Origin of the sequence: Thermococcus profundus (assembly GCF_002214585.1) — an archaeon.
Classification (GTDB): Archaea; Methanobacteriota_B; Thermococci; order Thermococcales; family Thermococcaceae; genus Thermococcus; species Thermococcus profundus.
Genome location: NZ_CP014862.1, coordinates 88269 through 101424, shown reverse-complemented (window position 1 = coordinate 101424; position 13156 = coordinate 88269). Strand labels below are relative to the sequence as shown.

Below are 13156 nucleotides of genomic sequence, written 5' to 3'. Positions count from 1 at the left end.
TGGAGGGGGAGTTTAAAAACGTTGGAGTTTAACTGCTCATTCCAGCGTTGCGTGCTTCCTCTTCATGTCCTTCTCCGTCTTCTGGAAGGTGGCCATGAGGAGTGCTATGATGCCGTCTAGGAGTATCATCGTGGAGTCCTCGAAGAGGGTTCCCATCGGGGCTATCCACTTGTACTTTGTGAGCATCTGACGGGCTATGTAGTCGGTTGGGACGTCGCTCTTCGTCCTTCCGGGGATCTCCAGGACGACATCGGCGAGCTTTCCGAGGGTTGAGTTGGCGTAGGAGGTTATCGCCACCACTTTGCCTCCTTCTGCCCTCGCTATCTGCGCCGCATCGACGATGCTCTTCGTCTCGCCTGAGCCGCTGATGGCTACGAGCAGATCCCCCGGCTCGAAGGCTGGTGTTATTGTCTCGCCAACCACGTAGACGTTGAAGTCGAGGTGCATGAGCCTCATTGCGAAGGCTTTTCCAACTAAACCGCTCCTTCCGGCGCCGTAGATGAAGATCTTGTTGGCGCCTATCATGGCATCGACGAAGCCGCGGACCTGCTCCAGCTTGAGTCCCTCTGCGACGCCCTTTATGTGGTCGAGGATGTCAACCATGGCCTTCTTTATTGTCATCATGTACTCTCCCCAGAAGAGGTCTATGATCTGCCTCGTTATCTTCTCCGGGTTCTCGGCCTTGGTTATGGCTCCGCCAACTATGATTATCGTGGCTCCGAGCTCTATAACCTTGGGTATCGTTTCAAGGTTGAGGCCGCCCGCTACCGCCACTGGAACCTTTACAGCTTTGACAACTTTTTCGAGATCCTCCAACGGGCTCTTGCCCTGAACCTGCTCGTCTATTCCAGTGTGGACGAGGATGTAGTGAACTCCCATCCTCTCAAGCTCTTTGGCGCGCTTCACTTTGTCCTTGACGCCTATGAGGTCGACCATGACCCTTATGCCGTAGCGCCTCGCCACTTCGACGGCGTCCAGTATGGTTTTGTCGTCGGCAACTCCGAGAATCGAGACCACGTCCGCACCGTGCCTCGCGGCCATCTCGACTTCGAGGGCGCCCGTGTCCATCGTCTTTAGGTCGGCGACGATCTTCCTGTCCGGGAAGCGGCGCTTCATGAGCTCGACCGCGCGCATGCCCTCCTTTTTAATGAGCGGTGTCCCTACTTCGAGCCAGTGGGCCCCTCCGCGTGCGGCCTTCTCGGCTATAGAAAGAGCCTGATCTATATCAGTCAGATCAAGTGCAACCTGGAGTATCATTCCCTTGCCTCCGGGGATTTTTCAGGTAAGGGTAGCCAAATTCTCTTTTAAACGTTTGGGAATTTGGGCTGGTTTAGACACAAGAATGGCAAAAAACTAACGTCCGTGGCATTCTCTCTACATACGTTCGAAGTTCGCTCCAAACTAGGACTTAATATGGCCGATATTCTTTTGAAAACCAGAGGATTACGGGGAAGATTTTTGGTTTACCTGTTGGTAAACGTAAAGTATATAAATGCCCTGACTCACAGAATTTGATTGTAATGTACTGTTTAGTTGTTCGGACGACATGTTTGGGGGTATAGACAATGAAGTGGACTGCAGTTGGTTTGATAGTTGTGTTGGTGTTTGCGGCCGTGGCCGCGGGCTGTATAGGCGGCGGTGGTGAAAAGACGTCCACTAGTGGGGCTCCACCAACCACCACTAGTGGGGGCCAGACCACCAAGAGCACTTCCAGCAGCTCCAGCTCAACCGGCACCTATAGTGGAACGATAACCATATACACCGGAGGCACGAGCGGTGTTTACTTCCCGCTTGGGTCCAAGTACGCCGAGATACTGAATAAGAACGGGGTCAGCGCCAAGGCAGTGACGAGCGGGGCCAGCGTCACCAACGCCAAGGCGATTGGAGAGGGTAAAGCCCAGGCCGTTATACTCCAGAACGACGTTGCCTATTACGCGTACAAGGGCATATACATGTTTGACGGTAAGGCCGTTAAGAAGCTCCGCGGCGTTGCCGCCCTCTACCCAGAGACCGTTCAGTTCGTTGTGAGGGCGAACAGTGACATCAAGAGCCTCCAGGATCTCAAGGGCAAGAGGGTTGCCATAGGCGCCCCCGGAAGCGGTACTGCCGTTGCCGCCGAGCAGATCCTCAAGGCTGCGGGCGTCTGGGACAGCATAGACAAGATCAACCAGAAGTTCAGTGAGGCCGCCCAGAGCCTCAAGCTCGGCCAGATCGACGCCGCTGTTATAGTGTCCGGAGCCCCGACCCCTGCGGTCAACCAGATAGCCGTTCAGACTCCGGTCAGGGTTCTCCCAATTCCGGACGATATCCTGGCCAAGCTCAAGGATCAGGGCTACATATTCTACGTCAGGCAGGTTCTCCCCAAGGACACCTACAACGGCATGAAGGAGGACACCCCGACGGTTGCCGTTAAGGCGATGCTCGCCGTCAGCGCCGACCTTCCGGACGACCTCGTTTACAAGATGACCAAGATACTCTTCGACAACCTCGACGAGCTCCACAAAGTACACGCCAAGACCAAGTACATAAGCCTCGACACTGCCCTCGACGGTATGAGCATCCCGCTCCACCCAGGGGCCATCAAGTACTACGAGGAGAAGGGAATCACCGTACCGGACAACCTTAAGCCGTGAACGGGTGAGGCCGTTGAGAAAGTTTCTTTTCTTTTTTCTGTTCGCCGTTGCTGGTCTGGGTTTTCTGTTCCCGTCTTACTGCCTGAGCATAAGCGACGGCAGTTCCGAGAGGGTTTATCCCCTCGGCGATCTCAATGTAACGATAGATTACATCCACAGTGTTGAGAGGAGTGAAGTTATAGAAGTTCTCGAGGTGAACTCCAGCGGGATATACGCTAGGCAGATGTGGTGGAAGGACTTTGGTGCCGGCCTTCCCGAGGACTTCCAAACAATAAGGAACGGATTTTATTTTAAGGAGATAAACATCCCGCTTGGGAAAAGCCTTGATTTCTGGTTCATCCCCCTTAACAGGGCCAGGATATACGTGAACGGTAGACTGGCCCTCAAGCCTGCCGGTGATACCCTGGTCAGCTTCAGGGTTGAAAGATGCTTCCTCATCCAGAAAATAGTTGGGAGGTGTTAAAGTGAGCGAAGTTGGAGTTGAGGGTGCCGGGGAAAAGGAGAAGGTTGTTATAGAACGCACACGAAAGCTCCCCCCATGGCTGGATCTTGTGGTTAAGACCGCCGCAATCCTCATCGGTATATACGAGATTCTCTTTATCTTCACCTTCAACTACACCCTCTACGACATGTTTGCTAGGATGGGCATAAAAATAGGGATACTCAAAACTTTCTTCCAGCCAAAACAGAACGAGGCGTTCGTGCTGGCGATGATACTCCTGATGACGTACCTGCTGTATCCGTTCAGGAAAACCGAGAAGGGCTTCAAAAAGGTGCCGGTGTATGATTACCTCCTGGCCATCCTTGGAGTTGTTGCTTCACTCTACCTCTTCGTCGTTTACCCTCGGTACTCTGTGTTTGCCGACGTCTACCAGCAGGATGTGATCTTCGGTGTTCTCGCGATAATCCTCGTGCTTGAGGCCACGAGGAGGGTCCTAGGATGGGTCCTCCCGACGGTCGTCTTGGTCTTCCTCATCTACGGAATCAGGGATCTGAACTTCGACTGGATCCGCTTCACGCAGCAGCTCTACTTTGAGGAGGGCATCTTTGGGATCCCGTTCTCCGTTATGACCGCTTACGTCTTTGCCTTCGTGTTCTTTGGGGCGTTCCTGCTGAAGATAGGCATAAGCGACTACATAACGGAGTTCATGATAACGCTCTTCGGGAAACGGCCCGGAGGCCCGGCAAAGTCCGCCGTTGTATCCAGCGGACTCATGGGAACCGTCAGCGGCTCGAGCGTAGCCAACGTCCTTACAACTGGAACGTTCACAATACCCCTGATGAAGAAGGCTGGATATCCGCCTGAGATAGCTGGAGCAGTCGAGCCCGTTGCCTCAACCGGCGGCCAGCTCATGCCGCCAATCATGGGTGCCGCGGCGTTCATCATGGCCGAGCTTCTCGGCGTTCCCTACAACAAGCTCATCATAGCGGCGGTGATCCCAGCCTTGGTTTACTACGCTGGGGTTTACCTCTTCATAGACCTTGAGACCAAGAGGCTCGGCCTCAAGGGTATGCCAACTGAACACTTCGCCCCGCTGAGCTACTTCGTTAGGAAGCTCTACATCCTGCTTCCTATAGTGGTCATCACAGTCGCCCTCGTGTGGGGAATTCCGCCCCACGTATCGGCTGTTTCATCCCTCGGTGTGGCCATCTGGGTTGCCTGGATATCGAAGGACGAGATAAAGGGTCATGAAGGCTTCTACGTTGCAGTGGTTCTCCTAACAACGCTCCTCATGTTCACGGGAAGGTCCATGTCCACTCCAGTGGCAGGGGTGCTCTTCCTCATGGCGGCCGTTCTCGTGGGGATTGCCTTTGCAACGGAGTTTGCGGAGCTAAACGAGAAGCTCTACATAAGCCTCCTGTTCATTCTGTTCGTGGCCCTCACGAAGTACCTGGGCATGTCAAAGGAGCAGATTCTCCTGATGAGCGGCGTCATGGGCATAGTGTTCTCCCTCATCGTCGGCTACATCTCAAAGAGCGAGGGAGGAAGGAAGATGTACGAGGCCACGTACCAGTCGATGATAGACGCTGGAACGACGAGCGTGGCGGTTATGCTGGCGGCCGCGAGCGCCGGACTGATACAGGGTGTTCTGACAATGACGGGCCTCGTTACCAGCCTCGGCTACCGTCTCGTCGACCTAACAGCTGGCAACCTGTGGCTCCTCCTGATCCTGACGATGATCTTTAGCCTGATCCTTGGAATGGGTGTTCCAACGACCGCCAACTACATCATAACCTCCCTGGTTGCGGCGCCGGCAATATACAACGCCGTTCAAAACTTGGAGCCATACAACCTCCCCGTTCCGGGCTTTGGAACACCGATAGCGCTTTTAGCCGCCCACTTCTTCGTGTTCTACTTTGGAATACTGGCGGACGTTACCCCACCGGTGGCCCTGGCCAGTTACGCCGGTTCAACGCTGGCCGGCGGAGACTTCTGGAAGACCGCAATGAACGCGGTGAAGTACGCCTTGGCGGGATACATAGGCCCGTACATCTACTTCACCCACCCGGAGATGTTCCTGATAACCGTGCATGAGTGGACTGCGAAGACAGTGCTGATCGTGGCTTATGACTTCGGGGCGACACTGCTCGTGATGTACATCCTGGCCATAAGCCTGACCGGCTGGTTCGGCGTTCATATAAGAAAAGAACTCAGGGGGCTCCTCGCCACGGTGGGCATTCTCTCAGCTACTCTGAACCCAATCCCGGTGGGCATAGGGCTTGCCTCAGTGCTGGGCATAAAACTCCTTGGGAAGAAGGCCTGAATTCTTTCTTTTTTGTTTTCTGATGGTCTCTTCTTGGTTTTTTAATAAAAAGGAAAGCAAGAAGGCTCAGTAGAGCATCACCTCAAACCCGAGTTCGCTGAGCAAGTCTGCCAGCTCCTCGCTGTCCGCGTAGATTAGGAGGTGATGGTTCCCTATCGTTCCGTCAATGAAGTCGCCGGCTTCCTCGATACGGAGCTTCAGCTGTGTCCTGCACCGTTGCTCGCTCTTCTCTATCCCCACAACTTCTACGCCGGCCACCACGGCTTTCCTCCCCCTTATCTTAAGGAGGCTCGCTCTACCCTTCGGCAGTTCAACGGCTACACCGACGCCGGTTCCGCTCTCGAAGTGCGTTCTGAGGATGTAGCGTCCTATTAACGGTGCAGTGCAGTGGGCGAGGATAACGTAATCTTCCCCGTAGTCCGCTATGTTTCCCATGAAAGCAGGCTTGTTGAAAAAGCGCCTCGCTATGACCATGCCGAGAAGAGAGTTCAGCTCGCCCTCGCACGCGGCGGGAATTCCTTCCGCGTTGAACATGGCCAGGGCGAGGCAGGGGGTCGTGTTTATCTTCCCTATGAGGTCGAAGCACCCTATCGTGAAGCCGTCCAGCTTGTAGTCCTCAACGATTCTCTTCAGGGCCACGTAGACTTTCCCGGCCTTTGTGAGCTCTTTCCTGTCTGGCTCCCTTATCTCCTTGGCCCTTGAAACTACGTCCTCGACGGCCTTCCATCCTTCTTCCTCGGTTACCCCACCGTAGTACTCGTAGAACTTCTTGAGGCTTATGTGGACGTAGGGGAGTTCAAAGCGCTCGTTGATCAACCAGGGCGAGACCCTGCCTATGAGACCGAGCCTCACCCTCAAAAACTTCTCGAAGATCTCCATCATGTCTTCATAGCCCAGCAGGGCCGCCTTCAGCTCTTCCATGCTGTTGACGAGCACTGCCGGAAGGAGGCGCTCCCTGAAGTACTCCCTGAGCTCTATGCCCGCCGCTATCGAGTTGTTGAACGGATCCCCGTAGATCACAACGGGCTTTCTGTAAACTGCGAACTCTTTTAGGCCGTTCTCGGTGCCACCCGTTAGGGGGTAGATGAGGAGGACGTCTGCCTCGTTGAAGTCTACCTCTTCCTTTATCCCCTTGAAGTCTGCCTTTTTCGATACGAAGACTCCCCCCATGATTTCAAACTCCCTTGCGAGGGCAGTTAGAAAATCCGAGGCTTTCTTTTCGAAGGCCGAAGGATCGGCCAGCTCGCTAACACCAAAGACCACTCCAACTTTCATCCTATCACCTACCGATGTTTGTGGGGAAGGAATAATAACCTTGCGGCCGGGGAAAAATATAAATAGTGGTCATTATCAGATACAATGTTTGAAATGCTGCGTTAGAACAGAGGTGAGTAAGATGGGCGTAAAGGGTACAAGGCTCTTTGCACTACTTATGGTGTTTGTAGTAGTTCTTGGCACCGTTTCGATAAGCGGATGCACTCAGTCCTCCGGAGGGGCAGACTGGCTCAAGCTCGTCCCAGAGGACGCCGTGGTGGCCGGGGTTTTTGACGCCTCAACGCTGAGCGACCTGAAGGATCTGATGAAGGAGACCCCCTATGAGGAAGGTAAGTCCGTCTACGACGCTTACGTTGAGATGAGGTCCGATCTGAAGGAGGACTTGGGTATCGATCCAGAGGACGTTTCGAGGGTTGTGTTCTCCGTTACGAGCATTCCCAAATCCGATTACGAAAGCCCAAAAGTCGCCGTATACGTTGAGGGGAACTTCGATACGTCTGAGATAAAGAAGAAGGTGGAGAACCTGACTTCCGAGAGCGAGGTTAAGAGAACGACCTACAAGGACGCCACCATATACTACGACGATGAATTCTCCATGGCAATAGGCAAGGACTACGTTGTTATGGGATCAAGCCTCACCCTCGTTGAAGACATCATAGACCTCAAGAACGGAAAAGGCAAGTGGGCCGAGAAGTACAAGGACGTGGTTGACAAGGTCGGCTCGGGCAACCTCGTGCTGGTCTACGACGTGGATTACCTCACGGGTCACCTTGGTGACATCAAGCCCTCCAGCAGTGAGGAGGCCCAGATCCTCAGTGTCATCGGCAAAGTCGATTACGGCTCCTTCAAGCTCAAGATAAGCGGGGATGAGTACACCGTAAAGACCGTTCTCAAGGCCGTCGACGAGGCTTCTGCCAAAAACATCGTTAAGAACGCCGATGCTCTCTTAACCCTCGCCAACACCACCCTGTCCCTCGGTCAGTTGGGTGATATGAATCCGAGGGAGAAAGCCCTCGTTGAAAAGCTTCGGGGCATCATCGGGAAGATCAAGATCAAGGCGGACGGCAAGTACGTGGTTCAGGAGCTGACGGTTACCAAGAAGGAGATCGAGGATGTACTAGAGGTAGCCACTGGGTACGGGGGATACACCTCCACCCAGCGGGCGGAGGCTAACCAGATAGCCCAAGAGGCTCAAAAGCGAATACAAGAGCAACTGAACAACATGACCATAGAAGGCTGAGTTAGCTTTTTATTCCATTTCTTCTTTTCCCTCTGAAGGTGGTCCTGGTGTCAAAGCTGTTTCCCCTTATACTCAAGGAGATAAAGCTCACATCAAAGAGAAAGGCCCTTCTCTTCATGATATTCGGACTCCCCCTCTTCTTTGGCCTTGTTTTTACAACCTACCAGGAGGCCATTCCAACTGATACCCCCATTGCCGTGGTCATAGACGATAAAAACCTCAGCCAGGCCCAGGTGAACGCCATAATGGCGATAGCCAGGACTTTTTCTTCCCCTAACCTCGAGCCCTCCGTGGACTCGGCTGTCAGGAAGCTCCAGAGGGAGGAGTACTACGTGGTCATCGAGATAAAAAACTACAGGGACTTCACAAACGCGAGCTACGTGGTCTACTACGATGATTCTATGACGCCCGTCGCGGCCATTTCCGAGAACCTCTTGGAAATACTCAGGATAAGGATGGGGGCCACCCAAATAGAGGCGCGCCCCCTTAACAGGCACGCATCCCTTCCCGAGTTCTTCTTTCCAGGGGTTCTCGTTATGCTCTCGGTTCTAGTGGGTATGGAGCTCATCCCGAGCACCGCGATAGAGGAGCGTGGTGTTCTGCCCAGGCTGAAACTCTACTCCTCGCTCCCCCTCAACTTCACTGCGAAGGTCCTTGTGGGGGAGGGAATAATCCTCGTTCAAGCTGGCATGGCCAAGCTCGTCTACGACTACGCTGGAAGTGACGTGGGGCTTAGCTGGTGGGTTCTTCTGGTCCTCCTCCTGACTACCCTTTATCTCTCCCTAATCGGCCTGTGTTTTGTCTTTGCCTTCCGCTTCGAGGGACACTCAAAATCGCTTCTCCAGATAACTGCCGGTTTTCTGGCTCTCATGTCCGGTTTGCTGTATCCGGCTGGATTCTTTCCTTCCGCGTTTCAAAGGCTGGACCACCTGCTTCCGACATACTATTCAGGGGTCCTTCTGAGGGCGTTTATGTTTCGGAAAGTTAACCCGGGCCTTTTCTGGGACTATCTGGGTTATCTGGTTCTCACCATAGTCCTCTTGGCCCTCATCAACGTCCTGCTCTACAGGAGGGTTAAGGAATGGAGTACGCTGTGATAGTCAGAGGGCTCACGAAATCCTACGGCGGCGTTCCAGTTCTCAGGGGGATCAACCTTCGCGTGAAGAGGGGGGAGTTTCTCTGCATAGTCGGCAAGAACGGAACAGGGAAGACAACCCTCCTCAACGCCATAGCCGGGCTCGTTGAGTACTCCGGGGAGGTCATGGTGAACGCAAGGACAGTCGGGATACTCGGCCAGAGGCCTGCCCTTTACCCCAAGCTCACGGTGAGGGAGAACCTCGACGTCTTTGGGAGAATACTCGGGGTTAGAAATGTCGATCTGGATCTCATTGAGGCCCTGGGACTCAAGGAGTACCTTGACAAGCCCGTTGAGGAGCTGTCCCACGGCAACGTGAGAAAGGCCGAGATAGTGTGCACCCTCTTGGGCGACCCCGACCTGCTACTGCTTGATGAGCCCCTGGTTTCCCTCGATTATGAATCCAGGGTTCAGTTCATTGGCCTCCTTCGAAAGTTCAAGGAAGAGGGCAGGACGGTGATAGCCGTTACACACTTCCCCGAGATCATGTGTCCCCTCTGCGATAGAACGTTCCGTATAGTGGACGGAAATTTAAAAGAAGAAAGCTGCTCGGGGCTCACTTGAGCCTCTCGAGTATTATCGCGGGGCAGACCTTGGTAACGCCATCGATCTTGCCGATTTTGTTCGAGATTATGTCGGAGAGGTCCTCCCCGTTCTTGGCCCATACCTCTGCCATTATCATGTGGTCGCCGCTGGTCAGGTAGACGTTCCTTACGAACTCGAACTCCTTCAGCTTGCTCGCGACCTCGAATATCTTCTCGGGGAGGGTGTCCACCCCTGTGAGGCTCACGAGGTTGTATCCGAGCTTGGACGGATCTATGAGGATGGTGTACTGCTTTATAACCCCGGATTCCTCCAGGGCCCTCACGCGCTTTCTGACTGCGGTCTCGCTTATGCCCAGAACCTTCGCTATCTCAGTGAAAGGCGTCCTGGCATCCTTGGTCAGCATTTCAATTATGATCCTGTCCCTTTCATCAAGCAATTCACTCACCTCCAACTAATCTCGAACTATGGTGTTATGATTTATTAACTTAGCGGTTCTTCAAAGGGATTGTTGACGTTTTAATTCAACTACAACCTCCACGTGAGGTGTATGGGGGAACATGTCAAACCCCACTGCGGACTCCACTGAGTAGGCCTTTTTGAGTTCACCAAGATCCCTGGCGAGGGTCTTGGGGTTGCAGGACACGTAGACAATGTTCTCCGGACCATCGCGGAGAAGTCCCCTCACGAGTTTGGGGTGGAGACCTGCCCGGGGCGGGTCTATAACCACTGTGTCGTACCCCTTCAGGGACTCAACATCCTTATCAGCCCCCATGCGGAATTCAGCCTCCACCCCGTTCAGTTCCGCGTTTCTCTGTGCCATCTCAACGGCGAAGGGGTTTATTTCAATCCCCTCCACTTTGAAGCCCCTCTTTGCAAGATAAATCCCAAACGTTCCGACGCCAGCGTAGAGGTCGAGAACTCTCTCTCCCTCCACCAGCCTTGCGACGGCCTTCACCAGGTTTACCGCTTGATAACTGTTGGTCTGGAAGAAGCTGTTCGGGTGGATTAAGTATATAACGTCGTCCAGCCGTTCTCTTATGAACTCCGACTTCCAGAACCTCTCCACATCCCCATAGGAGACGTCGCTTGGGGTTCTGTTAACGCTCCAGTAGATAGAGTCAGCGTAGTCGAAGTACTCCGGGAAGTCCTGGGGAAGCTCACCCTCGGAGGTCACGAGGTTCACCATAAGCTCCCCCGTGAACTTGCCCTCCCTCATCACGATGTACCTCAGGAACCCCTGGTTTTTCCTTATCTCGTAGAGGCTCGGCTTTTTGTCCTCTATGAACTCCCTGAGGGATTTGAGAACCCTGCCGGAGGACTGGCCGAAGACTGGGCATTCATCGATATCAACGGCGTCCCACCACGTTCCGTATCTCCTAAACCCAATACCTCTTGTCGAAATGACAACATCTATGCGATTTCTATGCCCGAATATCCTTGGAGATGGAGCCACATCGATCTCTAAACCAAGTATTGCCTCTAGTTTTGACTCCTTGAACTTAATCTGTTCTTCGTAGGGCAGGTGCTGAAGGAGACAGCCGCCGCAGCGGCCGAAATATTGGCACTTGGGGCTTCCCCTTATCGGGCTGGCCTCGAGTACCTCGAATTCTTCGGCTATTATTTTCCGCTTCTTTCTGCGTGTTTTCTTCACCCTAACCCTGTCCCCCGGGGCCGTGAACGGCACCAGCACCTTTTTTCTACCGGCTTTTAAGACTCCGAGCCCGTTCTCGTCGAGTTTTTCCACCCTTCCTTCCACAGACATCGGCCCTTTTTGACGGGAAAAGTTTATAAACTATTGCCATCGTCACGGTGACGATTTTTGGTCAATAAAGTTTATTTATGTTGAGTACGTACTCCCTTTGGTGCTCTCCCGATGTTCGGAAGGAGCAAGGATTTTGTGTACAAAGTCTTGGCGACTAAAAAGAAGGCGGTGGCACTTCAGCACTTGAGTTCTGAGCTTGATACCCCTATGCCAACGCTGCTCTCGACTGTTAAAGCCCTTGAGTCAGACGGTCTGGTTGAGGTGTTCTACGGGACCGAGAAAGCCCACATCATGGTGAAGGCCAAGACCCTTGAGGATTTCGTTTGATCGCCAATTTTATTTTGCCCGTGCGGTATCATTTCTTCGGAGTTTAAATCAGAACCCGGGGGGATGCGAACGCCCGGCATTGTCATTACAGGTAGAGGGGGCGCTGGAAAGACCACCATGACCTCTAACCTAGCCGTCTATTTTAGGAAGCGCCTTCAGAGGGACGTTCTGACCGTTGACGGTGACCTCTACCTTCCCAAGCTGGGCTTCCATTTTGGGCTGTACCTTCCTAGAATAAGCCTCCACGATGTTCTGAAGGATCCCTCCCTTAACCCGTTCAAAGCCGTCTACCATGATGAGCGGACTGGAGTCTACATCGTCCCTGGCAGTCCTAACCTCTACGATGTTCTCAACTTGGATCACCGCCAGCTGGCGAGGGTGGTCTGGGAGTTCAAAAAGCGGTACGATATCATCATAGTGGATTCCCCAGTTGGAATACCCTTCGATACCCTCTCGACGTTCAACCTTGTTGATTACCAGCTCATAATAGTCGAGCTTGAACGGTCACCCATATACTCCGTCGAGAGGATGATAGAGAACGAGGTCGTCAAGCTGAAGGCCATAGGGGACGAGTTCGGTCTTAAAGTCGGCGTGATACTCAACAAGGTCAGGGAGGCTAGGGCCGAGATTGGTGGTGTTATCGAGCTAGTTGAAGGGTCCATCGGGGTTCCCGTTCTTGGCGTGGTTGCCCTCGACGAGAGGGTCCCAATGGCCCTGAACGAGGGATTGCCCGTCGTTGAGGCATACCCAAAGTGCAGGGCCTCTGTCGACATCCAGGAGGCAGGCGAGAACCTCGTAAAGTGGATGTTTGGGCGGAAAGTAGAAAAGCAAGAGGGCTTTTTTCAGTCTCTCTTCCGGACGGTCAGGGAGTTTCTCAATCCCTATCTCCACTGGGAGTAGGTTTCTTGGCCAGGAGCTCCGAAACCCGGAGTATTGGAAGGAATTTGTAGCCTTTCGACGTTATTCTCTCCTCTGCCCCCTCTTCACGGTCAACGACCACTGCTATCCCCGCTATCTCCGCTCCCAGCGATTCCAGGACTTCTGCGGCCTTTAAAACACTCCCCCCGGTTGTTGTGACGTCCTCCACGAGGAGGATTTTATCACCTTCCTCCACTTCCCCTTCAATCTGGCTGTTCGTCCCGTATCCCTTGGGTTTTTTTCGCACTACGACGAGGGATCTGTTGGTTTCAAGCGAGAGCGCCGTCGCTATTGGAACGGCACCGAGTTCGGGACCGGCTACCCTGCTGAACTCTATCCCCATCTCCATGGCCTTTTTTGCCATTAGCCTCGCTATCAGCCTTAAGGCCTCTGGATGGGTTATTACCCTCTTGACGTTGATGTAATAACTGCTCTCCTTCCCGGAGGCCAGGACGAAGTGCCCAAAGAGAACGGCCCCTGCCTTGAACATCTTCTCTATGAGCGCCTCCCTCTCGTCCATGATCAACACACCCGTTTAAATCATTCCAAATCTGA

The 13156-nt window shown here is 53.5% G+C and carries 13 protein-coding genes; 8 read left to right on the top strand and 5 right to left on the bottom strand.

Going from position 1 to position 13156, the window contains the following annotated elements; translation table 11 throughout:
* Positions 1 to 36: 36 nt before the first annotated feature.
* Positions 37 to 1257, bottom strand: a complete 1221-nt coding sequence (hxlAB, locus tag A3L09_RS00550; RefSeq protein ID WP_088857122.1) for a bifunctional 3-hexulose-6-phosphate synthase/6-phospho-3-hexuloisomerase — start codon at positions 1255 to 1257, stop codon at positions 37 to 39.
* Positions 1258 to 1565: 308 nt separating this feature from the next.
* Between hxlAB and A3L09_RS00545 the strand changes: the two genes are divergently transcribed.
* From A3L09_RS00545 to A3L09_RS00535, 3 genes are read left to right on the top strand one after another with little or no spacing between them, the layout of a single operon-like run.
* Entirely contained in the window at positions 1566 to 2633 is a 1068-nt protein-coding gene (locus A3L09_RS00545) for a TAXI family TRAP transporter solute-binding subunit (protein ID WP_088857121.1), read from the top strand.
* Positions 2634 to 2637: 4 nt separating this feature from the next.
* Positions 2638 to 3096, top strand: coding sequence for a DUF1850 domain-containing protein (locus A3L09_RS00540; RefSeq protein ID WP_394335184.1), 459 nt, complete (start codon positions 2638 to 2640; stop codon positions 3094 to 3096).
* Between the two features lies 1 nt (position 3097).
* Positions 3098 to 5398 (top strand): TRAP transporter permease, encoded by a 2301-nt coding sequence (locus A3L09_RS00535; RefSeq protein ID WP_198362277.1) that lies wholly within the window; start codon positions 3098 to 3100, stop codon positions 5396 to 5398.
* Positions 5399 to 5464: 66 nt separating this feature from the next.
* Here the strand turns inward: A3L09_RS00535 and A3L09_RS00530 are convergent, their stop codons facing one another.
* A complete protein-coding gene (locus tag A3L09_RS00530) occupies positions 5465 to 6673 on the bottom strand; it encodes a hypothetical protein (RefSeq protein WP_088857118.1) in 1209 nt (402 codons plus the stop codon).
* A gap of 121 nt (positions 6674 to 6794) precedes the next feature.
* On the opposite strand from A3L09_RS00530, the gene A3L09_RS00525 reads away from it, so the two are divergent.
* From A3L09_RS00525 to A3L09_RS00515, 3 genes are read left to right on the top strand one after another with little or no spacing between them, the layout of a single operon-like run.
* Complete coding sequence (locus A3L09_RS00525; RefSeq protein WP_088857117.1) at positions 6795 to 7913, top strand: hypothetical protein; 1119 nt, start codon at positions 6795 to 6797, stop codon at positions 7911 to 7913.
* Between the two features lie 38 nt (positions 7914 to 7951).
* Complete coding sequence (locus A3L09_RS00520) at positions 7952 to 9010, top strand: ABC transporter permease (protein WP_157727165.1); 1059 nt, start codon at positions 7952 to 7954, stop codon at positions 9008 to 9010.
* Positions 8995 to 9612 carry an ATP-binding cassette domain-containing protein gene (locus A3L09_RS00515; RefSeq protein ID WP_088857115.1) on the top strand — a complete coding sequence of 206 codons (618 nt, stop codon included), beginning with the start codon at positions 8995 to 8997 and terminating at the stop codon, positions 9610 to 9612. The genes A3L09_RS00520 and A3L09_RS00515 overlap by 16 nt, the downstream gene beginning before the upstream one ends.
* On the opposite strand, the gene lrpA is transcribed toward A3L09_RS00515, so the two are convergent.
* Positions 9605 to 10030, bottom strand: coding sequence for an HTH-type transcriptional regulator LrpA (lrpA, locus tag A3L09_RS00510; protein ID WP_088857114.1), 426 nt, complete (start codon positions 10028 to 10030; stop codon positions 9605 to 9607). The two genes, A3L09_RS00515 and lrpA, sit on opposite strands and share 8 nt — an antisense overlap.
* A gap of 60 nt (positions 10031 to 10090) precedes the next feature.
* The gene (gene rlmD / locus A3L09_RS00505; protein WP_088857113.1) at positions 10091 to 11356 is read right to left on the bottom strand and encodes a 23S rRNA (uracil(1939)-C(5))-methyltransferase RlmD; all 1266 of its coding nucleotides are present in this window, start codon (positions 11354 to 11356) and stop codon (positions 10091 to 10093) included.
* Between the two features lie 111 nt (positions 11357 to 11467).
* Between rlmD and A3L09_RS00500 the strand changes: the two genes are divergently transcribed.
* On the top strand, positions 11468 to 11683 hold the full coding sequence (locus A3L09_RS00500; RefSeq protein WP_088857112.1) for a helix-turn-helix transcriptional regulator: 216 nt from the start codon (positions 11468 to 11470) through the stop codon (positions 11681 to 11683).
* Between the two features lie 63 nt (positions 11684 to 11746).
* Entirely contained in the window at positions 11747 to 12583 is an 837-nt protein-coding gene (locus A3L09_RS00495; RefSeq protein ID WP_088857111.1) for a MinD/ParA family ATP-binding protein, read from the top strand.
* On the opposite strand, the gene pyrE is transcribed toward A3L09_RS00495, so the two are convergent.
* Positions 12558 to 13121 carry an orotate phosphoribosyltransferase gene (gene pyrE / locus A3L09_RS00490; RefSeq protein WP_088857110.1) on the bottom strand — a complete coding sequence of 188 codons (564 nt, stop codon included), beginning with the start codon at positions 13119 to 13121 and terminating at the stop codon, positions 12558 to 12560. The genes A3L09_RS00495 and pyrE overlap by 26 nt on opposite strands.
* Positions 13122 to 13156 lie beyond the last annotated feature (35 nt).